This is a genomic window from Telluribacter humicola (assembly GCF_017355935.1).
GTDB lineage: Bacteria > Bacteroidota > Bacteroidia > Cytophagales > Spirosomataceae > Telluribacter > Telluribacter humicola.
Genome location: NZ_JAFIQT010000007.1, coordinates 210,764 through 236,082, shown reverse-complemented (window position 1 = coordinate 236,082; position 25,319 = coordinate 210,764). Strand labels below are relative to the sequence as shown.

Genomic DNA, 25,319 nt, shown 5'->3' with positions numbered 1-25,319 from the left:
CCGTAAAATAGCTCTATCCGGCGGAGTACTTCTTGGGCGTGATACCGTAATGCTTCTCAAACAAACTACTGAAATGGCTGAGATTGGTAAAGCCCAGTTCGTACCCAACCTCCGACACGGACCTTTTACCCTGTTTCAACAGGAAAGCGGCTTCTTCCATCCTGACCCTCTGGTAGTAGTTGTAGATGGTATCGCCGAAGGTCTGCTTGAATAGCTGCTTTAGCTTGGTCTCGCTCATGGCCGCCCTTTGTGCCAACTCGCTCAGTACGGGTGGCGTGCTCAGGTCGCTCAGGATTGCATTGCGTATGAGCAGTAGTGTTTCGGCATCGGCACTGTTGATACTCCGGTAGCTGGTGTTTTCGCGCCGGGAGAGCTTGCTGAAAAGCAGGTACAAGAGCTCCTGTACTTTTATCTGTACATAGAAATGGCTCAGCGGATCGAGCATATTGACGGTAGCGATATTTTTCAGGAGCAGCTGCATCTCTGCATCCATACTCTCAAAAAACAGGAATGAAGCGTTCTGAGTCGTGATGGTTTTGATCGTAGAGTTGGGCTGATCGATGGATAGGAGGGCTTTCAGTTTAGCAACCGTGATACCTACTACCATGTACTGGGTGTGGCTGTGGGCCGGAAAACGAATGGTAGAGCTTAGATCGATGGTGGTAACTTGTATGGCAGACTCATTCTTTTGCGAGAAGGGGATGCTGTTGTCGTTGTTGTACCTCAGTTCGATCGGCTGCTCGTTGGTATAAAAGAAGATACTAAGCAGGTCACTCGCTTCCACCGCCGGGTTCCGCTTGATCACCAGGTCTTCGGTGAGGGTATAGCGGTGGATCATCAGCCTGAAATCGTCCCCAAAAGCTACCTTCCGGATGTAGCCTTCGCCCAGCGTCTGGGGTATTTCCAGAAAATTATCCCGTACCGGTACCTTGATCAGCTCCGCAAACTGCCTGACAAAATCAAAATGGTGTGATGCTGTAAACTCGAGTAGCATTGGTCAACTTGGTGTAGGACATGGTACTTTGTGAGCTTGTATTTGACTATTTCATGTCCATTAATTAATTACTGAAACATATATAGCCACCTTTTGCTTGGTCTATATTGACTATTTGAATTGTTGGTGCAGCATCTGGAAATCTAAAATTAGGTATTATTCTTTGTGTGAAGTCTTGTCTAACAGCTGATTCAAAGCCGCTAGATTGGTCTTTTCCTTCGAGAATATATAATTCAAATTTGCTACTGTTAAATATGACGAACATGAGGTCAATATCTGTAATAGGCTTAACGCTCTCTGGATTCTGTAGCTTATAAAGCCTGTCGGGGTTTAATTCATATTTATCCAATTCAATAGGAAATAGGCAGTAGAATACATTGAAGTTGCGATCAATAGTAGTTACAGTTTCTACTATATGTTTGGCTAATCTATAATTATTCTTTATGTCGCTAGGTATTTCATTGATTTGTAAATATCTATTAAGTAAGCCTACGAAGGATGACTTAGTTTTAAGAAATCCTGTGGGGTGGAACTCAGTTATTGATTTTGATAGATTTGATATTAATTGATGGTTGTCAAATTTTATATAAGCGCTAAGGTCATGATCGTAATAGAATAAGATCTTGCAGAGTTGTAGGAAAACTTTCCTTGAATAATGTTTTAGTAAGAAAGGTGTAGCAAAAGACTTGAAACTCTGTAAGCTATAATTATATTTAAAGCTACTAATAAAATTCAAATGTACGTTAAAGTAATTCAATAGGAATTGGCTCTGCTCTTGCTTCGTGATTGAGTTGAAGTCAATAATTAGGTTGTTGAAGAATAAAGACTTTCTTCCGTCATGTATCAAAGATACTCTATTCTTCTTGGATGATAATTTTCTATTTAATAATGAGTTGAAATCGCTCTGTCTTTGGTAGTTGTTTAAGATTGCCTCTTCATAATTGAATAGCTCTTGCTTAATTCCACAGATCTCTATATCTTCTTTAGATAGATAGAACTGGTAGCACTTCAACCCATTAGGAGTTATTATTTCAAATTCCTTTCTATTAGTTAGGTTGATAAAGAAGTCATCGAACGTTAATTTATTATTGCCTTTTCTTTTAGACTCGTTCGAAAGGTACTCTATGAAATTCACTTTATTATATTCATAAAGTAAAGAAGCGTATGGAGAGATATATAATTTTTTTGTAAGTGTAGTTTCTGATGAGTCGTAAAATCCCTCAAAGTCAGATGAATTTGGGTTGAAGACAGATTTGTAGTTAAATGTATTTAAAAGGATTTTAGTGATGTCAATTAAAAATGGGAAGTCACTATTGAAACTATCTAAGTACATAAAGCTTATTTGCCTTACTTTATTGAATATCCATTTTAGCTTCCTGAGCTTAGGTTCGTCATTTGTAAGAGAGCTTTTGAAGAATGATAATACTATTCTCTCAATGAGAGGGTTTGTGTTGTGGTTCTTTAAAAAAATTTAATGCTATGATATACTTAATTTTGTAATAGTCTTTATTGTTTATAATATTATTTGTAAAATCCATCCAATCTTGACTGTCCGAGATATTACTTAGGAAGTCAGACTTTGCATAGTTGTTCCTTTCTAAAAAGTCGAGAAAGCCAACCTCAGATGATAAAGTGCCTTTTAAATGGCCTATGTTTGAAAAGAAAACTGCAATTTGTAAAATAACTAAGCCGGATACTTCATGTCTACCATCTATTCTATGTCCACTACTTAAACCTGTTCTAAAAACCTCGTCTTTAAGCTTGTGTAAGATATATAGTTGGAGCATTACATAATCCCACCTTTTATGATTATTCCCAGGGTGTGACTTTGATATAAAACCTAGATGATCAAGATTTTTTAAATAGTTTATTATGCCTTTTTCTTCTAATAAATCGTAGAAAATGGCTGATTCTTTATGGAGGGCTATGTCAACTTTACCAAACTTAGATAGTTCATGTGATATTATTTTGTTCATTATAGCTTTACTTAAATTGTGAAATATGAATTTCATTATTTATAATTAATTATAAATAATGTAACCATGGAGTAGGGCTCGGACTCAATTGGTTACTGCGTGCCTTCTAAAATAGTACCTATACGAACTGTTTTCCAACCTATTGTTTGAAAACTTATGTAACGGTATGTAGGTACTAGTCTCTAAATAGTTTCTATCCAGAAAATTAATCTTCAGTATCTTTGCAGTTAAACTGGCAAGTACGGAGCTAAACCGGCTTCAGGCTCTTCGAAGTAAAACAACCTCCGGCAGTACCTGCTTGAGCTATTGCCATTAAAGGCGCATACGCAACCCATAGTATTCCATGAAAGTACTTTTAGTTGAAGACGAAGAGCGGATGGTATCATTTATCCGCAAAGGGATATCGGCCGAGGGGTACGAAGTCGACGTGGCGTTCGATGGGCGTACCGGTCTGTCGCTGTTTCGGAAAGATCCCTACGACATTATCATACTGGATGTGAACTTGCCGCAGATCAATGGTTTTGAGCTGTGTAAGCTGATCCGTCAGGAAAATGAGACGGTACCTGTGCTGATGCTCACCGCGCTTGACAGCCTGGCCGACAAGGCCGATGGCTTCAACGCGGGGGCAGACGACTACCTCGCCAAACCATTCGAGTTTCAGGAGTTGCTGCTGCGCATCCGGGCTCTGACGCGCCGCAACAGCCCCAAGCAGAAGCAGGTACTCCGGCTGGCCGATCTGGAACTGAACCTGGATACCAAAACCGTAACCCGGGCCGGCCAGCGCATCGACCTTACGACCCGGGAGTACTCCCTGATGGAGTACATGATGCTCAACAAGGGCAAGATCATCTCGCGGGTGGACATCAGCGAGCGCGTCTGGAACCTGAACTTTGACAGCAATACCAACGTGATCGACGTGTATATCAGCTACCTGCGCAAGAAGATCGATAAGGACTTTTCGCCCAAGCTGCTACACACCATCGTGGGCATGGGGTACGTCCTTCGTGAGAGCTAAGCTTCACTATGGATACCTAAAATAATATTTCCTCCCAACCCCGGGCCTAACCACCTCCATGCTGATACGAAACCGACTGACGCTTATTTTTACGCTGCTGACCATGGCCATTCAGGTCACGCTGTCGCTGCTGGTGTGGTACTTCTATTCGCTGTACCGTCAGGAGGAGTTTTATAACATACTAGAGGGCAAGGCCCGCCTGACCGGACGTATTCTGATATCGCAGCGGCATCTGCACGATAACTTTTTTGAGAACATGGTACGCACCGACCTGCTCACCATCGTGGAGGAGCAGATCAGCATTTACGATAGTCAGCACAACCTGGTATTTACCAACCGCAATCTCAAAGAATCCGACTATTTCAAAGAGAAGATCCCGCAGCTGACCAGCGAGTCGCTGTTCGAGTTCAGGAGCGGTCACCTGGAGTCGATCGTACTGCCTTACCGGGACCGGGGGCAGTTGTTCTATATATTTGCCTCCGGCTACGACCGCATTGGCTTTGCCAAGCAGGGTACCCTGCAACAAATCCTGCTGCTGGCCAACCTGCTGGGGTTTTCGCTGACGGTACTGGCGGGCTGGTACTTCTCGGGGCGGGTACTTAAGCCCATCTCACAGATCGTGGATGAAGTGGAGCAGATTACGGCCGTGGACCTGCACAAGCGGGTCAACGAAGGCAACCGGCGGGATGAAATCGCCCAGCTGGCCATGACCTTTAACCGGATGCTCTTTCGGCTGGAGGACGCGTTTGTATCCCAGCGCAGCTTTGTTTCCCACGCATCGCACGAGTTGCGTACCCCGCTCACCAACACCCTGGGTACCCTGGAAACCTCCCTGCGGTACGACAAAGACCCCGCTGACTGGCGCGAAAGCATGGAAGTGGCCGTGGAAGAGCTGAAAAAGGTCATAGCCCTGACCAATGGTCTGCTGGGCTTAGCCAAGGTCACCGACGGAACGGTTAACCTCACCACCGTACAGGTGGATGATTGTCTGCTGACGGCCATCGAGCAGGTGCAGGCCAAGTACCCCGGCCGGAGCCTGCCGCTGCAATTCATGATGACGGAGGAAGACCTAGTCACGGTAAAAGGCAGCTCCACGTTGCTGACCACCGCCCTGCTGAATGTACTGGATAATGCCTGTAAGTACTCCAGCGACCCGGTAGCGGTACAGCTGCAGGCCACGGACGAACAAGTCACGGTAACAGTAACTGACCGCGGGCGGGGTATTGCCGAAGCCGACGCCGCGCACATACTGGACCCACTCTACAGGGGTACTAATGTGGAGGGAGTATCGGGCTATGGCATTGGCCTGGCTGTGACGCAGAAGATCATAGACCTGCACCAGGGGACCCTCCAGATCAACTCCAGCCTTAACCAGGGTACTACGGTAACCATACATTTGCCCCGACAGGACTGAGCTTCTAATAACTTCTAATTTCCTTCTCATACCGTTTTAATGTTACGGTGGTTGCTTTGTGTCATAATTTCAGACACAAGCTATGCAACGTCGTCATTCTTCCGCTTCTATTCTGCTCTACGGCTTTGGGCTGGCACTGGCTCTTTCGCTGGTGTTCAACGGGTACCTGCTTTACAACCTGATCCGTCAGCGGAGCCTCTATGACGCCGGATTACGGATCTCACACCAGCAGGTGGATAATAAGGCTTTTCAACAGCAACTATCAGATTGCAAATGGGCTATCGACCAGAAAGATAGCCTGATTCGTCACCTGGAGCAGGTCTCTAACGCCCCTCCCGTGCCCAGAAGTACTGCTCAGCGCGCCTCGGGTACTTCTCCCCATCCGGCAATTCATTAATAGGGCCAGGCCCACACTTACTAATCCTTAAAAGAAAATTCGTGTGAAAAATAAAATCAGTATGAAGCAACTACTCGTGTTCATGGGCTTGTGCGCCATGATGGGCTGTTCCACCTACGCCCACAAAGAAGAGGAAGAACCCAAGGAAGAAAAAACCAGCTTCCTGGTGACCAGTCCCTTACAGAAGGATACCACGGTTATCAAAGAGTACGTAGCTCAGGTTCGCTCCATACAACATATTGAGCTCAGGGCATTAGAAAAAGGCTACCTGCAGAAGATCTACGTGGACGAAGGGCAGTATGTACAGAAAGGGCAGCTGATGTTTCAGATCATGCCCATGCTGTACCAGGCTGAGCAGCAGAAAGCAGAGGCGGAGGTTAACTACGTAGAGCTTGAATACCAGAATACCAAGAAGCTGGCGGATGACAACGTCGTATCCAAAAATGAACTGGCGCTGGCCAAGGCTAAACTGGACAAGGCCAAAGCAGAACTGTCACTGGCACAGACCCATCTGCAGTTCACGCAGATCAGAGCGCCCTTCTCCGGCATCATGGATCATTTTCAGGTCAGGTTGGGTAGTCTTGTGGATGAGGGAGACCTGTTGACTACGCTTTCGGACAACAGCAAAATGTGGGTGTACTACAACGTACCCGAGGCGGAGTACCTGGATTATAAAGCGCAGGTTAAAAATGAAAGACAGACCAAAGTAAACCTGCTCCTGGCTAACAACAAGCTGTTCAACCAGGGAGGTGTTGTAGAAACCATCGAAGCGGACTTCAATAACGAGACCGGAAACATTGCCTTCCGGGCTACTTTCCCCAACCCCGATAAGCTACTGAGACATGGTGAAACCGGTAACGTACAGATGAAGGTACCGCTGAGCAACGCTCTGATCATCCCGCAGAAAGCCACCTTCGAGGTACTGGACAAGAAGTATGTATACGTGGTGGATAAAGACAATGTGATCAGGTCCAGAGAGATCACCGTAGCCGCTGAGTTACCCCACATCTTCGTGGTTGAGAAAGGGCTGAATAAGAATGATAAGATCCTGCTGGAGGGCTTGCGCCTGGTGCGGGAGAATGAAAAGATACACTCAAAATTCGTGGAGCCTGGTACTGTCCTGTCTCAGCTGGATTTGTACGCGGAATAATCAGGTATCCTAACTATCGTAAGACATGTTTAATAAGTTCATACGCAGACCCGTATTTGCTATTGTAATATCGGTCATGATTGTTTTCGTGGGTGTTCTGGCCATCAAGAAGCTGCCTATTTCGCAGTTCCCCGAGATTGCCCCCACTACCGTCAATATCTTCATTGCTTATCCCGGAGCCAGTGCCGATGTACTGGTGAAGTCAACCCTGATTACCCTCGAAAACGCCATCAACGGGGTGCAGGATATGCGCTATATCGCTACGGATGCCACCAGTGCCGGTGAGGCTACGCTAAGGGTAATCTTTGAACCGGGTACTGACCCCAATGATGCGGTGATCCGGGTAAAAACAAGGGTAGACCAGGTAATGCCCCTGCTACCCGAGCTGGTACAGCGCGAGGGGGTGGTGATTACGCCTATCCAGCCCAGTATGTTGATGTACGTCAATCTCTATTCGAAGGAAAGGAGCATGGACGAAAAATTTCTGTTCAACTACGCCACCGTAAAGATGATCCCGGAAATCCAGCGGATCAAAGGGGTAGCGCGGGCGCAGATATTGGGTAGCCGGCGTTACGCCATGCGTGTGTGGCTGAACCCTGACCGCATGCGGGCCTACAACATCTCGACCGAGGAAGTGATGAAGGCCTTGGGTGAGCAGAGTATCATCGGACGTCCGGGCCGGTTAGGCCAAAGCTCCGGTATAGCCGCCCAATCGCTGGAATACGTACTTACCTACAAGGGCCGGTACAATAAGCCCGAAGAGTACGAGAGTATTATTATCCGGGCCAATTCCGAAGGGGAGAGCATTCACCTGAAGGATATCGCTACGGTAGAACTGGGAAGTGAATTCTTTGACATCTACTCCAACCTGGATGGTCGTCCTTCGGCGGCTATTGTATTGAAGCAGAACTACGGTAGTAATGCCAGTGATGTAATTGCCGATGTAAAAGCCCAGCTCGAGGAAATGAAGCCTTTCTTCCCTCCGGGCATGGATTACAAGATCAGCTACGACGTCTCCAAGTTCCTGGATGCCTCTATTGAGCAGGTGATCCATACCTTGCGCGACGCGTTCATACTGGTAGCCCTGGTGGTATTCATATTCCTGGGCGACTGGCGCTCGACCCTCATCCCGATCCTGGCGGTGCCGGTATCGTTGATCGGAGCGTTCTTTGTGATCCAGTTCTTCGGACTTTCGATCAACCTGGTTACGCTGTTTGCGCTGGTACTGGCGATTGGTATTGTGGTGGATGACGCGATTGTGGTAGTGGAGGCCGTCCATGCCAAGATGGAAGAAGAGCCTCATCTAACGCCCTATGCCGCGGTCAAGAAAGTACTCGGTGAAATCAGCGGCGCGATCATTGCCATCACGGCGGTTATGGTGTCGGTGTTCCTGCCCATCTCATTTATGTCGGGTCCGGTCGGTACTTTCTATCGTCAGTTCTCCATTACCATGGCTAGCTCCATCGTGATCTCAGCCATCATCGCCCTTACGCTTACTCCGGTATTGTGCGCCATGCTGTTGAAGAGCCACCATGGAAATGGCCACCATGGGCACGCCAAGAAATCAAACATCCTTACCCGGTCACTCGACAGCTTTAACCGTGGATTTGATAAACTGACCGGCCGGTACGTACGCCTGTTAACCTCCATCGTTAGCCGCAGATGGCTTACGTTTGGAGTCCTGCTGGCCTTTGGCGCGGGTATATTCTACGAAAACCTGATCGTGCCTTCCGGATTTATTCCAAACGAAGACCAGAGTACGATCTACGCCATTATCCAGACGCCTCCGGGTTCGACGCTGGAAAAAACCAACCAGGTTTCGCAACGGCTTCAGAAGATTTGTGAAGAGATCGATGGAGTAGAATCAGTATCGTCTCTGGCCGGTTACGAGATCATGACCGAAGGTCGGGGTTCCAACGCCGGTACCTGTCTGATCAACCTTAAAGACTGGTCGGATCGCCATCATACCGTGAAGGAAATCATGGAAGAGCTGGAAGAGAAGTCCAAAGATCTTGGGGCGGTCGTTGAATTCTTTGAGCCACCGGCTATTCCGGGCTTTGGTACCTCGGGTGGTTTCTCAATGCGCTTATTGGATAAGAACAGCGACACCGACTACCACGAGTTTGACAAGATCAATCAGGAGTTCATGGATAACCTGGCTAAGCGCAATGAGCTTACGGGCTTGTTCACCTTCTTCGCGGCCAATTATCCGCAGTACGAACTGGAGATAGACAATAATCTGGCGATGCAGAAGGGCGTATCGATCGGAAAAGCAATGGATAACCTCAACATCATGATTGGTAGTACCTACGAGCAGGGCTTTACGAAGTTCAACCAGTTCTTTAAGGTATACGTGCAGTCTGATCCGAAGTTCAGAAGACTACCCTCCGATCTGCTGAACCTGTATGTGAAGAATGAGGCGGGAGAAATGGTACCGTACTCGGCCTTCATGAGACTGAAAAAGTCGCAGGGACCCAATGAAATTACCCGCTTCAACATGTACAACTCGGCCGCTATCCAGGGACTTCCGGCCAAGGGGTATACCACGGCTGATGCCATCAAGGCCATTCAGGAAGTAGCCGCCACAACCCTGCCCAAAGGGTACGATATCGCCTGGGAAGGTCTATCATATGACGAGTCTACCCGCGGTAACGAGTCGCTGTACGTATTCGCCATAGTACTGGCCTTTGTGTACTTTGTGTTGGCCGCCCAGTATGAGAGCTTTATCATTCCGTTGGCGGTGGTGTTCTCGCTGCCGGTGGGGGTATTTGGTTCGTTCCTGGTGCTGCAACTCATGGGACTGGAAAACAACATTTACGCCCAGATCGGTCTCATCATGCTCGTGGGTCTGTTGGGTAAGAACGCGGTACTGATCGTAGAGTTTGCGGTTCTGAAGCGTCACGAGGGAGCCACTATATTTGAGGCGGCCATTGAAGGAGCCAAGGTTCGTTTCCGCCCGATCCTGATGACCTCATTCGCCTTTATTGCGGGTCTGATTCCTTTGATCATCGCGACGGGTGCCGGGGCTATCGGTAACCGTACCATTGGTGCTTCGGCGCTGGGAGGTATGCTATTCGGAACCATTTTTGGGGTTATCATCATCCCCGGGCTGTACTACATATTTGCCCACCTGGCCGATGGCCGTAAGATGATCAAAGATGAAGAGGATGAATCGCTGACCGAAGGTCTGGTTCACCAGTTAGATGCATTTCCAGTAACCGAAGAAAGTAGCAATAATCATGTATAGAAAAATAGTATATAGATGCCTGGTAGTAGCTGGTTTGTCGTTCGCTTTTGCGGCTTGTAAAACCCCGGCTATCATTACCAAAACAGAGCACAGGATAGTACCTGCGAGCTTCAACGGCTCGCAGGACACCACCAACTCGGCTCGGATGCAGTGGAGGGAGTTTTATACTGATCCCTACCTGGTCTCTCTGATCGATACGGCGCTGTCCAACAACCAGGAGCTGAACATCACGAGACAGGAGATTGAGATTGCCCGCAATGAAATCCGGGCCAGACAGGGTGAGTACCTGCCCTCGGTAGGACTGCGTGGCGGAGCTGGGGTTGATAAGGTAGGTCGTTACACACTGCTGGGCGCTACGGAGGCTTCGTCTGAAATGAAGCCGGGAAAGGAAATACCGGAACCGCTACCCAACTTTGTAGGAGGAGCCGTTGCTACCTGGGAGGTGGATATCTGGCATAAGCTGCGTAACGCCAAAAAAGCAGCGGTACACCGCTACCTGGCCAGTGTGGAAGGAAGAAACTTCACAACTACCAACCTGGTCGCTGAAATTGCTACTTCGTACTATGAGCTACTGGCGCTGGATAATGAGCTGGAAATAGTACGGCAGAATATCGAGATTCAGACTAATGCGCTGAAAGTGGTGCGGCTACAGAAAGAGGCTACCCGCGTGACCGAACTGGCCGTACAGCGGTTTGAAGCTCAGGTACTTAATACCCAGAATCTGCAGTACGGTATCCAGCAGCAGATCATCGAAACCGAAAACCGGATCAACTTCCTGGTAGGTCGCTACCCGCAGCCGGTGGCCAGAAACTCGCAGAATTTCAATAATCTGGTACCTGTCACCATTCAGACCGGAATTCCGGCGCAGCTACTGGCCAACCGTCCGGATATCCGGCAGGCCGAGCAGGAGCTGGCAGCCGCCAAGCTGGATGTACAGGTAGCCAAAGCCCGGTTCTATCCTACGTTGGGTATTTCGGCAGGCCTAGGGTATCAGGCTTTTAATCCGGCTTACCTGCTGAAGACGCCCCAGTCGCTGATCTTCTCTCTGGCGGGTGATGTAGCGGCACCCCTGATCAACAAGAACGCGATCACCGCCGCCTACTTCAATGCCAATGCCAGCCAGATTCAGGCCGTTTATAACTATGAACGTACCATTCTGAACGCTTATATGGAGGTGGCCAATCAGCTGGCAAAGATCAGTAACCTGCAACAAAGCTATCAGGTCAAATCAAAGGAGGTAGAGGCACTTACCCGGTCAATTACTATCTCCAATAGCCTGTTCAACTCAGCGCGAGCCGACTACATGGAGGTACTGCTGACCCAGCGCGATGCGCAGGAGTCCCGATTCCAACTGGTTGAAACCAAAATGCAGCAGCTGAATGCCGTGGTGAATGTATACCGGGCCCTGGGTGGGGGATGGAGTAATCAATAAGTACTTGTTTTTCTAATACAGAAGCTTCTCCTCTTCCCGGCTGGGAGGGGAGAAGCTTTTTTGCTTTTCTGCTGTCTCCTTTTCTGCCTTTCTGCCTTTGCCGGTGTTCTCACTGGCAAATGAGGTACTTGTAGATTAATGAAAACACTTCATTGAATATGATTCATTGTTTCAGGTGTTTCATGATAATCTGTTCAATTTCGCTTCCTGTTTTAGATAAATAGCCGGAAACTGTATAGACAATTACTCCCTGCTTATCGATGATAAACAAAGCAGGTGCACCATGAACATTATAAAGCGGTTGTATCAAATTGCCCTTGTAAACGCCGGGCATGCTGATGAGTCTGTTTTTCAAAAACATCTCCAGGCGGTCCTTTTTCGGATCATCTATCGTGTTGACGCCAACAAAAGCCACCTCACTTGAAGGGAACTTTTCATGGAACGCCTGCAGTGAAATCATTTGCTGCTGGCAGGGGGCACAGGCTTTGAACCAAAAGTCCATTATGACAATTTTGCCTCTAAGGTCAGCCAGGGCCAGTGTATCGCCGCTGATCAGGGGCAACTTCCAATTGGGGGCAGGCGAACCGATTGGTAACAACTCATCTCTGGCGTATTTTTCCGAAGGGTCGTAATTCTTCTCGATGCGGTAGTTGGATAGTTTTTCCCGGCTGAATTGGTTGGCTTCAAGTGGCTCTTTGCTCATACCCGTGATCGAGTAATCAAAAATCTGCGTTTCTTTCACTTTCCCAACAATTGATGTTAGGGTCAAGACCGTTCTTATGGGAAGAAACGAATTGGCTGATATATAATAGCTAATTTTAGAAGTTCTCAGTGAATCTCCCGGATATTCAATTGTCAACTTATAGCATTTTTCGCCCAGGTAATAGTCCGGGAGCAGATTGCGGATGTACTGAGCAGAAGACGGCTGGTTGAAGTCTTGAAGAGCTCGATTGGTATTGATCAGATAAGTTGACTCTGCGTTCTCAAGCTGTTCTTTTATCCTACCGGAGTGAGTCTGCTTACCGGTTACTTCGAGAGTTTCGCCAATGACGGTGAAAAGATTGTTGCCATCATATATCTGCTGATGATAGCCATCTTCTCTAAACGAAGCTAACTGATACCCCATTACTGAGTCGCCAGGAGTGCTTTTGAAGAAGCATTTTATTGTATACTCTGTATAAGATGAGTCATCATCTGCGACGTGTTTGGTAATCCTATCGTGAAATGTAAACTGACCTTGGTCCAGTTTTAGGACGGCTTGGTTTACTTTATTCAAAACATCGGTGAGGCTGATGTCCTGAGCCTGGGTTGTCGTTGGAAAGACCAACCAGCCTGCTATTACCAATCCTAACAAAGTCTTCATCATGCGTTTCTGCGCATTTAAGTAAATTATGGATAAATAAAAATTACTGACACTTATTAGATTATAAACCCCTTGTACAGTTAAGCAAAACTAACAGGTTATTGTAAGAATAGGAGGTTGTTATTTTATAGGCCAAGTAATGCCAGTAATGATCACTAAGGTTAGCAGTGATAAAACATCACAAACCAATCAATCTGTCTAACTGCTACTCTTCAGAAAAGAATACTGATACCAAACTGCATGATGTATGTATTCTACAGGTACGGCTACAAAGATTAGTAATATGACCTGATTTGATGTAAATAAATAGGTTAAATAATGTTAACGTACTCTTACAGCGTTTGGGAAAATTTGCTTTACACGTCCTGGAAAATGTTGACTATAAAATGGTTACCTTATTGAATTAAGCATGCAACAGCACGAACCCACCATGTGCCAAATGGTGTCTGAAATTCACCAGGGTAAGCTCAATATTGCTCAAGCAGCTGCCAAATTTAAAGCCAATCGAAAAACGGTTTATGCCTTTGCCGGTGTTATCGCCGGCGAATGAGGTGCTTGTGAATAAGTTGCAGGTGAGAAACACCAGCAACGGCAAATGATGCGGCAGCTCAATGCGGTGGTGAACGTCTACCGGACCCTGGGTGGTGGATGCAGTAATTGATAATTAATTCTATTTCTACAGAAGCTTCTTTCTTCCTTACCGGGAAGAAAGAAGCTTCTGTACTTTTTCCTATCTTCGTCCTTCATAACCAGTACCCCATTCACCAGAAAATGAACACACCTTCTGCTCTCAGTATACCCTCCAAACTCCCTAACGTAGGTACTACCATCTTTACGGTCATGTCCAAACTGGCGGCGGATGTGGGGGCGCTGAATCTTTCGCAGGGCTTTCCGAGCTTTGACTGCTCGCCGGAGCTGGTGGAACTGGTGAACTCTTACATGAAAAAGGGCTTCAACCAGTACGCACCCATGAGCGGGGTTCCGGCGCTGCGGGAGTCGCTGGCGCAGAAAACCTTCGACCACTACGGCGTAGCCTACCACCCCGAGCAGGAGGTGACCATTGTATCGGGGGCGACGGAGGCGATCTATGCGGCGGTGACGGCGGTGGTGCGGCCGGGCGACGAAGTACTGGTATTTGAGCCGGCCTACGACAGCTACGTGCCGGCCATTGAGTTGAGCGGAGGCGTACCGGTGTACATTACTCTCACGCCCGCCAACGCCTACCAGATCGACTGGGAGGAGGTACGGCAGAAAGTAACCGACCGGACCCGGCTGATCATGATCAATACGCCCCACAACCCCATTGGTAAAGTACTGACACGCGAGGATCTGGACCAGTTGGCGGCCCTGGTGCGGGGAACGGATATCCTGCTGGTGAGCGATGAGGTGTATGAGCACATTGTGTTTGACGGGCAGCGGCACCAGTCGCTCCTATCGCATCCGGTACTGCAGGAGCGGACATTTATCTGTGGCTCCTTCGGTAAGACCTACCACGTAACGGGCTGGAAGATCGGGTACTGTCTGGCTCCGGCGGCGCTGTCGGCGGAGTTCCGTAAAGTACACCAGTTCGTGACATTCAGTACTATGACGCCTATGCAGTACGCCCTGGCTGATTTCATCAAAATACCTGAACACTACCTGGAGCTGTCGGACTTTTACCAGCGCAAGCGTGATCTTTTTCTGGAAGCCATCAAGGATTCCCGCTTCCGGTTTACGCCTTCGCAGGGTACCTTCTTCCAGACAGTATACTATGGTGATATGACGCAGGAACATGACTACGATCTGGCGGTGAGGTGGACGAAGGAAATAGGGGTGGCGTCCATACCAGTGTCGGTATTCTATAACCAGAAGAACGACTACAAGATAATTCGTTTCTGTTTTGCCAAGGACGATGAAACGCTAAAGCGGGCAGGGGAGTTATTGAGTAGGTTGTAAAGAGCTCTTAGGTGTTAGTTTTCCTTTACCGTAGGTCTATGTTCCTTACCGTGCCTCGTGGGGACATGAGCCTTTGCTAGTAAAGGGCTTGATGCCTGTATATCAGGGCCATAGATGGGCTTAATTAAGAGTAAGAGCAAAAGGGGAGTACTCCGCTTATGTAATTCTATAAGCTTCTGTGGTTATAATTTATTAACCTTATCAATGCGTTTACTTATAAAAATAGTGGCAGGCCTTTTGGGCACTGCTCTTGTACTCACACTAGTTGTCCTCCTTTTCATGCAGCAGAAACAATTCGGCAAAGTGCCTTCCGGCGCCCGCCTCGAGCGTATCCAGAAATCTCCCAACTACCGCGACGGTGCCTTCCAGAACCAGAGCCCCACGCCCGATCTGGCCGAAGGTATTACCTACTGGGACATTCTGAAAAGCTATACAAAGAAAGTAGAGGAGAAGGAGCCACTAGACTCGCTGCCTTCTGTTAGGACAGATCTAAAAAACCTAGAATCAGAGCAACCCGTGGTGGTGTGGCTGGGACACTCGTCCTACTTCATCCGGCTGGCCGGTAAGAATATCCTGGTAGATCCGGTACTGAGTGGCTACGCTTCGCCGGTTTCCTTTTTCGGCAAAAACTACCCCGGCAGCAATGTGTACTCGGTGGAGGATTTTCCGGAGATAGACCTGTTGCTCATTTCCCACGACCACTACGACCACCTCGACTACTCGACCATTGAGAAGCTACAACCGAAGGTAAAGCAGGTAGTGACGGGGCTGGGGGTAGGAGCGCACCTGGAGCATTGGGGCTACCCGGCTGAGAAAGTAACTGAGCTGGACTGGTACGAGGACGTACGGCTGGATAGTACCTTACACATCAGATCGGCTCCGGCGCGTCACTTTTCGGGTCGGAAGTTCAAGCGTAATCAGACCCTCTGGTCTTCCTTTATGTTGGAAGCTCCGCAACATAAAATATACGTAGGCGGTGACTCGGGCTATGACAAACACTTTAAGGAGATTGGGCAGAAGTACGGCCCCTTTGATCTGGCGATACTGGAAAACGGTCAGTACAATGCGTACTGGAAGTACATTCATATGATGCCCGAGGAAACGGTGCAGGCCGCACAGGATCTGGGGGCGAAGGTACTACTGCCGGTACACTGGGGGAAATTTACGCTGGCCCTGCATCCCTGGACGGAGCCGATTGAGCGGGTAACGAAGCGGGCCCATGAAGTAGGTCTCCCCATCGCGACTCCGCAGATTGGAGAGCCGGTGGTACTTGAGCAGCCCCTGCCGCACAAGACCTGGTGGAGAAAATAATGGAGCGCCGCTGGTACCAGCGGCGCTTCTGATTACTTTACGATCACACCGTCGGCCACGAAGGCCAGCTCGTGTTTGGGTTCGGTGATCTTGGCAATTTCTTCCTTGCTCTTACCGGCATCTTCGGCATAGTGGCGCAGTTCTGATACAGGCGTTATGTTCTTCTTAGCTTCTCCTTCAAATACGACCGTTTTACCGGCTATGTCTTTCGGAACAAAGAATCCGTAATCCTTAAAGGTCACGCGCATGGTTTCGCCGTTATCCATTTTGACCTTCATCCAGCAGCCCTTGGCCTGACATACCGACTCAACGGTACCCGTTACTTTGGTTTTCAGGGCTTCTTTGTTTCCCATCTTTTCGGGTAAGGCCGTAGCGGTTACGGCTCCTTTGTCGCTGATCTTCTTGCCAAAGTTGTCCTGTGCCTGGGCGTAGTCCGCCAGCGAGAGGCAAATAAGTAGGGTGAGCAGGTGTTTCATAGTTGTTAGGTGTTAGCCGTTAGTTAGTAGCTAGTAGGTTTTGATTAATAACGTTTTGTTGGATCGAAATGCCCACGTAGAGGCGCAAAATTTTGTGTTCCTAAGTCAAGTTATTCCAGTACCTGTACCCATCCCTTGCAGCGGCTGCCCTGCGGAGTAGTGATCTCGTAGAGGTAGGTGCCGTTGGTGATGTTGGTACCCCAGTCGTTTTTGTAGTCATCGGTACGTAGCATGCGTTTGCCCCAGCGGTTGTAGATTTCGAGGGCTGAGTTGGCTACGGGGACTACAAAGGTGTCATTCTTGCCGTCACCGTTGGGTGTAATGACGTTGGGCAGAATGAGTGGAGGTTCAGCGATCAGGTTCTGGGATACGGTTAGTGAGCAGCCTGCGCGGTTGTAGGCGGTCAGAGTCACTACGTATGATCCCGGTGGGTCATATACCATACCCTCTACGTTCTGGCTGGTAAATCCGGTACCTCTTCCCATGTTCCATTCGTAGCGCTCGGCGTTAGAAGTTCGGTTCAGGAACTGGTACGTTACGGCTTCGTTACAGGCGGCTCCAGAGCGGGCTATTTCGAAAGCCGGTTCGTAGGTACGGTCTACCTGTACGGTTACCCTCTTTTGAGGATGGCATCCGTCGGCATATTCCCCTTCGACGAGGTAGGTAGTAGTCTTGGTAGGATTGACGGTAATGGACGTACCCGTGGTAGGGGCGGAGGCATCCTCAATGAACCAGTTGTATTTGACGGCTTTGCCGGAGGCATTCAGTACCACCGCCTGTCCGGCACATACCATTGTATCGGGCGTTACCGCAAAGTCAGGCTTATCGTCGCTGACGGTGACGGTGATTTGTTTCTGGGGACGGCAGCCATCGGCATACGCGCCTTCTACGGTATAGGTCACGGTTTGGCCCGGTTTGGCGGTAACCTGATTGCCATTGGTACCACTGAGTGTAGTCGGCGGCGACCAGGTATAGCTTTGGGCGGACCCTTTTACATTTAGTACCACCGCCTGTCCGGCGCAGATAGTTGTATCCTGACTGGCCACGAAATCCGCCTTGCTGTCGTCTATGGTGACAGTCACGCTTTTGGTCACTACGCAGCCTGATTCATCCTTCACCTCCACGTCAAATTGAGTGGTTTCCGCTACGGTAGCGATTGGGGTGGTGCTGGTTGGATTGCTGAGGCCAATTATAGGGGTCCATTTGTATTGGGTACCGCCGGATACGCTGAGTTGTACGGGTTTATTTTTACAAACCGTCGTATCGCCGTCGATCAGTACATTTAGGCTGGTAACCTTTATCTTGCGCGTAGCAATATCCACCCGCTTGCAGGTAAGACGGTTGAAGGCCTGCAGGGTGACGGTATATTCACCCGCTCTTTCAAAGGTATAAGCCGCCTCCTTCGCTTCACGTGAGAAACCGTTGCCGTTGACCTGCCAGGTGTACTCTACCCCACCAACGCTGGTATTGACGAAGTTGAGCGCCAGCGGCGCGCAACCCTGTACCACGTCTTTCTTAGTACCTTCATATACGTCAAAGTCAGCTTTGAGCAGGTCAATGTCGATCTTGAAGGCGGCGTTGTTACAGTTGGCACTCTTGTTGGTCTGTGACCAGGCCTGGGGAGTAGTTGGGAAGCGCGTACCGCCGCAGGCACAGGTAGCATGATAGATCACACCATTTTTGTTAAAGCGGCTGGTGCCACCATCTACGTGGTCGCCCCGGTCCAGCTCAGGATTAGGATGGCTTACGCTCCCGAAGTAGGTACCATACAGCAGAGCCTTAGCGCCAGCTTCCAGAATAGCCACGTAGAAGTTACTGCCATTGGTAGTCTTCTGTAGGGCATCCTGCGTGACAGGCATGCCGTTGGTACTACTGGCGGTGTTATGGTTAGTAGTTACGTTGACCGCGCCACCCCATCCGGCTATGTAGATATTGCCACATTCGTTGACCAGGAAAGCGGTCGGTGAAATGTCAGGTATACCCCGGCCCGAACCAATCACCGTCGAGAATATGGTGTGCGACAGCGTAGGGTCCAGCGCATGGATAAACTGGCCACTGTTGGCCGTGCTATACACACCGGACGTAACAGGGTACTTGCCGCGGGTAAGGCCCAGTACGTGCACATTGCCACTGGGGTCCAGGTCCAGCAGGTAGGCTCCGTCGGCTTCGTCGGTACCCAGGTAGCTGACCTGTGCCAGTTTGCGGTCTTTGAAGTGAGCCACGAAGGCATCCTCAGTACCCCCCAGAGTACCTTTGTAGGTACCCGTGGCTACGGGCAGGTCCGGGCTTTTGGTAATACCGGTAATGTACAAGTCGCCGTTAGGGGTGGGCTTCAGCGAAAAAGCCGCATCAAAATTACTGCCTCCGAAGTAGGTACTCCATTGCAGCGCGCTCAGGTCGGGCGATAGCTGCATGACCACCGCATCCTGCTGCCCTTTGAGCTGGTCCTGTACGGGGTTCTGGAGGGGGAAGTTATCAGAGTTGGTAGAAGATACTACCAGTATATTGTCATCTTTATCCACTACAATTTCACCCCGGAAGCTATCACCGTAGTTACGGATCACGACGCTATTGACACTGCTGAGTCCGTCGTTGCCCCGGCCGCCTACGTAGGTAGAGGCCAGCATCTGCCGCCCGTCGCTACTCAGTTTCGTAACAAAAATATCGCTACCAGCGGTGAGCTCCAACCCACTGATGGGAACGATGCCCGCTCCGCCGCCAAACGACTTTTGAAAGGCGGAGGCCGAGGTAGGGAAGTTAAGCGAAGCCGTAGTACCGTAGATCAGTAGCTCGCCCTTGCTGTTCACGATCAGGCTATTGGGGATGTCGGTGCCACCGCCACCCAGGAAGGTGGCGTAAAGAAGTTGAGTACCATCCGGACTGAATTTCATAAGAGCTACATCCACCATGCCCTTGAACTGTACCTGATAGGCGCCCGTAGTCACGGGGAAGCTGCTTCCAAATACAGTACCGCCCGAGTACAGATGGCCGTCTTCGTCGTAGGTAGCGGTGTGTCCCCAGTTGTCGGATAGGGAACCTGAGTAGGAGGAGAAAATCAACTCAGGATCAATGGTCAGCGGCTGCGTGTGGTCGTAGTCTTTGGGCAGGGCAAAATGGAGCTTCTTTCCTTCCAGCACAAACTGGCTTTCTACCTCCTTCGTCCGTTGATTTACTTCCTGAAAGGAGTAAGGTTTGGCTTCTTTGAATTGCCCTACGGTGGTTTCTACCACTACCTGCCCGTGTTCATTGGTAGAGAGGTTGGTAGCCCCTTCGTACTGCATCCGGATACGTGACGCGTCCGCGCCGGGCTGTACAATGAATTCGTATTTGAGCGTAGACTGGTAGGCGAATACCCGCAGGTCAATGCCGGGGTACAGGTTTTTGTAGATGACCTCGCCGAAGGCAGATACGTCGCTGGCCCAGTGGGAGGGATCAGTACCCAGAAAATAGCTGTAACGGGAGGAGTGAGGATGGAGGTTGGTAAGGGTAACGGCAGGATTACTGCCTTCAAACCGGACCTCTACGCCGTGGGCCTGTATGGTAGCTGGTGTGGTACGGTCATTACCTTCCGGCATAGGGGTATTGGCGTGCCGGGCTGATACCTGACGGGCATCGTAGAGTACATATACGAGCGACTGCTTTTTCAGATATAAAAAGCCTCCGGGTAGCTCGGCCCGGTATTGTACATCAAGATCCCACTGTCCCCGATTCTGGATAAAACGCAGGCCTTCGGCTATCACTCCCCCTATTGTACACCAGATTATTAAGCCTATCAGACCAAAACGTAGTAAAGTTTTTTTCATAGAAAGTTGTTTGACTCAACCGTTTTGCCAATATACACATGTCAGACCTAAAAGGAGGGCGGAAGGTTGGAACTACTTCTGTTTGAACCCCGAAACCGAAATGATATTTTTACAGAACTCGTACTCCTGCGGCTGATTAGAGCCGATTATGACCATTTGCTGGTCAGTCAGGTTGGTAACGTTATCAAGGTACCATTGTATCCCCTGCGCATCGAGGTTAGAGGTAGGCTCATCCAGAAACACTACCGGAACATCCGACTGAAACGCCAGTCCCAGCCGTACCCGCTGCTTCATACCCGACGAGAAGTGGCGTATCACTTTGTGGCGGGTGTGCGAGAGCTGCACAAAATCTTCAAAGTCTGCTGCCGAAAGTCCGTTCTTAAAAGGTTTGAACTTCCGGTGAAACTCGACCAGCTCGCGCAGGGTAAATTCCTCAATGACTTCCAGGTAGGGCGCTGCCAGTACGATATGCTTGTACCAGTTGTCTACGTCCAGTTCTTTGCCATCTTCCATCCGGTAGGTAACGGTACCTTCCGTAACCGGTACACTACCCGTCAGGAGCTGAATCAGCGTGGACTTACCACTACCGTTGGGACCGACAAAGGTGTAGCTCTGGCCGGTATGCAGGTCGAGGTCTACTCGCCTGACGATCCACTCCGTTACGAATTTCTTGCCTGCTTCTTTTGCTATAATCTGCACTATGCTGAATGGAATAGAGACATTGTTGTGAAAATCCAGCCGTGAAGTTACGGAGATTCCTTATTTTAGACCGTTAAACCTGTATGAAGAAGCAGCTTAATCTACTTTATAGTACGTTTGACGAGTTGCTCCTGTGGCAAACTGAACGATAAATTTATTCGCAGCTATCATCGGGTAGTAGTTACTGCTTCTTTTTAAACACCTAAACTTACTATATACTACTTGTATGAAGATGAAGAGTACATGGCTCCTTGGAGCCGCCCTGGTAACCTCGCTATCGGTGTCAGCACAAGCCCCTACTGAATCAGTACTGAAAGAGCTGCGTCAGAAAGAAAAGCAGTACGGAGATGCGGCGCAGCAGATCTGGAAATTTGCCGAGGTAGGCTATATGGAGGAAAAAAGCTCCGCCCTGCTGCAGGATATGCTGCGGAAGGAAGGCTTTACGGTAGAGGCCGGTGTGGCCGGTATCCCTACGGCCTTTGTGGCTACCTACGGAAAGGGGCAGCCTGTCATTGGAATCCTGGCCGAGTACGATGCCCTGCCGGGGCTTTCGCAGGAAGCACAGCCTACCCGCAAGCCCATCAAAGAGGGAGAAGCCGGACATGCCTGCGGGCACCACCTGTTCGGGGTAGGTTCGGTGGCGTCGGCTATAGCTACCAAAAACTGGCTCGTTACCAGTAAGCGTCCCGGTACCGTGCGGGTATATGGTACACCGGCGGAAGAAGGCGGATCGGGTAAGGTGTATATGGTACGGGCTGGTTTGTTTGACGGAGTGGATGCTGTACTTCACTGGCACCCGAGTGCCGACAACAGCGCCAGTGCCAGTTCGTCATTGGCCAATATATCAGCCAAGTTTCGGTTTAGAGGGGTGTCAGCCCACGCGGCCGGTGCTCCCGAGCGGGGACGGTCGGCGCTGGATGGGGTAGAAGCCATGAACTTCATGGTGAATATGATGCGGGAGCACATACCGTCGGATACCCGTATCCACTACGTCATTACGAACGGAGGTAAGGCGCCCAACGTAGTACCAGACTTTGCCGAAGTGTACTACTACGTACGTCACCAAAACCGGGATGTAGTAAAGGATATCTGGGCGCGGATGGTAAAAGCCTCCGAAGGGGCGGCTATGGGTACGGGTACCAGCGTAGAACACGAGATTATCGGCGGGGTACATGAGCTATTACCGCTGGATGCCCTGGCCAAAGTCATGGATGCTAACCTTAGAAAGGTAGGTGGTGTGAAGTACGATGAATCCGAGCTGGCTTTTGCCCGGCAAATCCAGCAATCATTTGGAGCCAGTGCACCCGATATTAATTCGGCGGCTACCGTTCAGCCTTATGCCACGGAGCGTACGGGCATGGGCTCTACTGACGTAGGGGATGTAAGCTGGACGGTACCTACCGTAGGACTTCGTACCGCCACCTGGGTACCGGGTACAGCCGCGCACAGCTGGCAGGCCGTAGCAGCCGGAGGTACCAGCATAGGACGTAAAGGAATGATGGTAGCTGCACAAACCATGGCACTCACAGCCATTGAGCTGTTCCAGAGCCCGAAGGTACTCAACGAAGCCAAAGCCGAATTTGAGCAGAAGCGGGGCAAGAGTTTTAAGTACGAAGCCTTACTAGGCAATCGTCCCCCTGCCCTGGACTACCGGAAATAGTTATCAGTGACCAATGAGCAGTGTCCAGTGACCAATAAACGCAGCGGCGTACAGTCAGTAACCAATGTTGAATGGTAGCTGTTTGCTTGGGAAAATCTGGTGTATAAAAGAAGAATCCGCTAAGACTACCAATGTAGTACCTGGCGGATTCTTTTTCTTATATGTGCTAATCAGCAACTATTCAATGATTACTAATCTCCATTGGTAACTGATCACTGGCCACTGGTCACTCAGTTGCTTCGCTGGTGCTTACCTGGTGGGGGCCTTTCATGATGCCACGCTCAGAGGTACGGATGAAGTTGACGATTTCGTCGCGCTCATCGGAGGCTGGTAGTTCCAGTTCGATGAGGTTAAGCGCTTCGGCGTTGTTTAACCCCTTCATGTAGATGTAGCGATATACATTCTGAATATCGGTAATCCTCTCGTTGGTGTAGCCGCGGCGACGTAGCCCTACGGAGTTGATACCGGCGTAGGAGATAGGCTCACGGGCAGCCTTGGTAAACGGAGGAATATCCTTACGTACCAGTGAACCTCCCGAGATAAAGGCGTGCGTACCGATCTTGACAAACTGGTGGATGGCGCTGATCGCACTCACAATGGCCCAGTCGCCTACGTGGACGTGACCTGCCATCTGTACGTTATTACCGATGATACAATTGCTACCCACTACGCAGTCGTGGGCGATATGGGCATAAGCCATGATCAGGCAGTTGCTGCCGACTTCGGTTTTCCAGTGCTGCTCGGTACCCCGGCTGATGGTAGCGTACTCACGAATGGTAGTATTATCCCCTACAAATGTGAGCGTGTATTCGTCATTGTACTTAAGATCCTGAGGAATGGCCGAGACCACCGCACCCGGGAATATCCGGCAGTTTTTGCCGATTCGGGCACCCTCATTGATTACCGCGTGCGATCCTACCCAGGTACCTTCGTCTATTTCAACATCTTTGTGGATCATAGCGAAAGGCTCAACCACTACGTTGCGGGCGATTTTCGCTTCGGGATGAATGTATGCTAGGGGTTGTATCATTTTTTCTTTACAAGGCTTGCAATCATGTCTGCTTCACATACCAGCTGACCACTTACGTAGCCGCGTCCACTCATTTTGACAATGCCGCGCTTCATGGGGGAGGTAAACATGCACTTAAAAATAACTGTGTCACCGGGTACTACATTGCGACGGAAGCGACAATTTTCGATACCGATCAGGTAGGGCCAGTAGTTTTCGGGATCGGGTACGGTACTCAGCACCAGGATACCTCCAGTCTGGGCCATGGCTTCCAGCTGCAGTACACCTGGCATTACCGGATTGCCAGGGAAGTGACCAACGAAGAACTGTTCGTTCATGGTTACATTCTTGATACCTACTACGCTTGATTCGTCAAGGGCAATGATCTTGTCGATCAGCTGGAAGGGGTACCGATGAGCCAGGATCTGTGATATCTGGTTGATATCGAGTACAGGAGCCTTGTTCGGATTGTATTGAGGAATATCTTCTTTGCTAGCCTTGATGAGCTTCTTTATCTTTTTGGCGAGTTCCACATTGGCGGCGTGGCCGGAGCGGGCCGCCAGGATCTGCGCTTTCAGCGGACGCCCTACCAGCGCCAGGTCCCCGATCAGGTCCAGCAGCTTGTGACGGGCCATCTCGTTGGGGTAGTGCAGGTCTACGTTATTCAGGATACCCTTGCTTTCGTTGACGCTTACCTTGGGCTTATTTAGTAGCTTAGCCAGGTGGTCCAACTCGTCATCCTTTACCTCACGGTCCACGATGACAATGGCATTGTTCAGGTCTCCCCCTTTAATAAGGTTCTGGCTATGCAGCATTTCCAGCTCGTGCAGGAAACAGAAGGTGCGACAGCGGGCTATTTCCTGTTTGAATAAAGTAATATCATTCAGAGAAGCATGCTGGCTGCTGATCACCTTGGAGTTGTAGTCGACCATAACGGTCAGGCGGTAGTCGGATAGGGGCAGCGCCGCCATCTCGATACCTTTCTCCTCTTTCTTATAATGTACATACTCAGGTACTTCGAAGTAGTTGCGGTAGGCATTCTGCTCTTCAATACCGGCTTCTTCCAGTGCCTCTATAAACTGGTAAGAGCTACCATCCATGATTGGAGGCTCGGGACCATCCAACTGGATCAGTACGTTGTCAATCTGCAGACCTACCAGCGCCGCCAGCGTGTGCTCTACGGTATGGATGCGCGCTCCGTTTTGTTCAATGGTAGTACCACGCGAGGTATCTACTACATTATCAACGTCAGCATCTACGATGGGCTGACCGGGTAGGTCTACGCGCTGAAATTTATAACCGTGATTGGCTGCGGCGGGTACGAAAGTCATCGTGGCCGTAACTCCCGTATGCAGGCCTACGCCCGACACTGACACGGCTTTCTTGATGGTCTGTTGTTTTTCGTTCATTCGTGTTGTATAAAACTACAATCAATAAC

Annotated in this window: 19 protein-coding genes; 10 read left to right on the top strand and 9 right to left on the bottom strand. The window is 49.6% G+C overall.

The window, feature by feature from the left end; genetic code table 11:
* Positions 1-13: 13 nt before the first annotated feature.
* The 3 genes from JUB14_RS23595 to JUB14_RS23585 all read right to left on the bottom strand — a co-directional run bounded on the left by JUB14_RS23595 (position 14) and on the right by JUB14_RS23585 (position 3,006).
* The gene (locus JUB14_RS23595; protein ID WP_207509316.1) at positions 14-994 is read right to left on the bottom strand and encodes a helix-turn-helix transcriptional regulator; all 981 of its coding nucleotides are present in this window, start codon (positions 992-994) and stop codon (positions 14-16) included.
* A gap of 64 nt (positions 995-1,058) precedes the next feature.
* A complete protein-coding gene (locus JUB14_RS23590) occupies positions 1,059-2,327 on the bottom strand; it encodes a hypothetical protein (RefSeq protein ID WP_207509315.1) in 1,269 nt (422 codons plus the stop codon).
* 100 nt (positions 2,328-2,427) lie between these two features.
* Complete coding sequence (locus JUB14_RS23585) at positions 2,428-3,006, bottom strand: hypothetical protein (protein WP_207509314.1); 579 nt, start codon at positions 3,004-3,006, stop codon at positions 2,428-2,430.
* A 307-nt stretch (positions 3,007-3,313) separates the two neighbouring features.
* Here JUB14_RS23585 and JUB14_RS23580 point away from each other — a divergent pair, with 307 nt between their 5' ends.
* From JUB14_RS23580 to JUB14_RS23555, 6 genes are all read left to right on the top strand, one after another.
* On the top strand, positions 3,314-3,985 hold the full coding sequence (locus JUB14_RS23580) for a response regulator (protein WP_207509313.1): 672 nt from the start codon (positions 3,314-3,316) through the stop codon (positions 3,983-3,985).
* Positions 3,986-4,043: 58 nt separating this feature from the next.
* Complete coding sequence (locus tag JUB14_RS23575) at positions 4,044-5,399, top strand: sensor histidine kinase (RefSeq protein ID WP_207509312.1); 1,356 nt, start codon at positions 4,044-4,046, stop codon at positions 5,397-5,399.
* A gap of 82 nt (positions 5,400-5,481) precedes the next feature.
* Complete coding sequence (locus JUB14_RS23570; RefSeq protein ID WP_207509311.1) at positions 5,482-5,796, top strand: hypothetical protein; 315 nt, start codon at positions 5,482-5,484, stop codon at positions 5,794-5,796.
* A gap of 61 nt (positions 5,797-5,857) precedes the next feature.
* Positions 5,858-6,946: an efflux RND transporter periplasmic adaptor subunit gene (locus JUB14_RS23565; RefSeq protein ID WP_207509310.1), complete on the top strand. Its 1,089-nt coding sequence runs from the start codon at positions 5,858-5,860 to the stop codon at positions 6,944-6,946.
* Positions 6,947-6,971: 25 nt separating this feature from the next.
* A complete protein-coding gene (locus tag JUB14_RS23560; RefSeq protein ID WP_207509309.1) occupies positions 6,972-10,193 on the top strand; it encodes an efflux RND transporter permease subunit in 3,222 nt (1,073 codons plus the stop codon).
* Positions 10,186-11,625, top strand: coding sequence for a TolC family protein (locus JUB14_RS23555; protein WP_207509308.1), 1,440 nt, complete (start codon positions 10,186-10,188; stop codon positions 11,623-11,625). The genes JUB14_RS23560 and JUB14_RS23555 overlap by 8 nt, the downstream gene beginning before the upstream one ends.
* A 163-nt stretch (positions 11,626-11,788) precedes the next feature.
* Here the strand turns inward: JUB14_RS23555 and JUB14_RS23550 are convergent, their stop codons facing one another.
* Entirely contained in the window at positions 11,789-12,991 is a 1,203-nt protein-coding gene (locus JUB14_RS23550; RefSeq protein WP_207509307.1) for a TlpA family protein disulfide reductase, read from the bottom strand.
* Between the two features lie 406 nt (positions 12,992-13,397).
* Here JUB14_RS23550 and JUB14_RS23545 point away from each other — a divergent pair, with 406 nt between their 5' ends.
* The 3 genes from JUB14_RS23545 (at position 13,398) to JUB14_RS23535 (ending at position 16,234) form a co-directional block, all read left to right on the top strand.
* The gene (locus tag JUB14_RS23545) at positions 13,398-13,538 is read left to right on the top strand and encodes a hypothetical protein (protein WP_207509306.1); all 141 of its coding nucleotides are present in this window, start codon (positions 13,398-13,400) and stop codon (positions 13,536-13,538) included.
* A 221-nt stretch (positions 13,539-13,759) separates the two neighbouring features.
* On the top strand, positions 13,760-14,923 hold the full coding sequence (locus JUB14_RS23540) for a methionine aminotransferase (protein ID WP_207509305.1): 1,164 nt from the start codon (positions 13,760-13,762) through the stop codon (positions 14,921-14,923).
* Positions 14,924-15,202: 279 nt separating this feature from the next.
* Positions 15,203-16,234, top strand: a complete 1,032-nt coding sequence (locus JUB14_RS23535) for an MBL fold metallo-hydrolase (RefSeq protein ID WP_229368190.1) — start codon at positions 15,203-15,205, stop codon at positions 16,232-16,234.
* Positions 16,235-16,266: 32 nt separating this feature from the next.
* Here the strand turns inward: JUB14_RS23535 and JUB14_RS23530 are convergent, their stop codons facing one another.
* The 3 genes from JUB14_RS23530 to JUB14_RS23520 form a co-directional block, all read right to left on the bottom strand.
* Positions 16,267-16,710, bottom strand: coding sequence for a DUF4920 domain-containing protein (locus JUB14_RS23530; protein WP_207509303.1), 444 nt, complete (start codon positions 16,708-16,710; stop codon positions 16,267-16,269).
* Between the two features lie 110 nt (positions 16,711-16,820).
* A complete protein-coding gene (locus JUB14_RS23525) occupies positions 16,821-20,513 on the bottom strand; it encodes a DUF7948 domain-containing protein (RefSeq protein WP_207509302.1) in 3,693 nt (1,230 codons plus the stop codon).
* A 72-nt stretch (positions 20,514-20,585) separates the two neighbouring features.
* Entirely contained in the window at positions 20,586-21,212 is a 627-nt protein-coding gene (locus JUB14_RS23520; protein WP_207509301.1) for an ABC transporter ATP-binding protein, read from the bottom strand.
* A 232-nt stretch (positions 21,213-21,444) separates the two neighbouring features.
* Here JUB14_RS23520 and JUB14_RS23515 point away from each other — a divergent pair, with 232 nt between their 5' ends.
* A complete protein-coding gene (locus JUB14_RS23515) occupies positions 21,445-22,872 on the top strand; it encodes an amidohydrolase (RefSeq protein ID WP_229368188.1) in 1,428 nt (475 codons plus the stop codon).
* 226 nt (positions 22,873-23,098) lie between these two features.
* On the opposite strand, the gene lpxA is transcribed toward JUB14_RS23515, so the two are convergent.
* Together lpxA and JUB14_RS23505 are read right to left on the bottom strand one after the other, a co-directional pair.
* On the bottom strand, positions 23,099-23,902 hold the full coding sequence (gene lpxA / locus JUB14_RS23510) for an acyl-ACP--UDP-N-acetylglucosamine O-acyltransferase (RefSeq protein WP_207509299.1): 804 nt from the start codon (positions 23,900-23,902) through the stop codon (positions 23,099-23,101).
* Positions 23,899-25,290: a bifunctional UDP-3-O-[3-hydroxymyristoyl] N-acetylglucosamine deacetylase/3-hydroxyacyl-ACP dehydratase gene (locus JUB14_RS23505; protein WP_207509298.1), complete on the bottom strand. Its 1,392-nt coding sequence runs from the start codon at positions 25,288-25,290 to the stop codon at positions 23,899-23,901. Before JUB14_RS23505 ends, lpxA begins: the two co-directional genes overlap by 4 nt.
* Between the last annotated feature and the right edge of the window lie 29 nt (positions 25,291-25,319).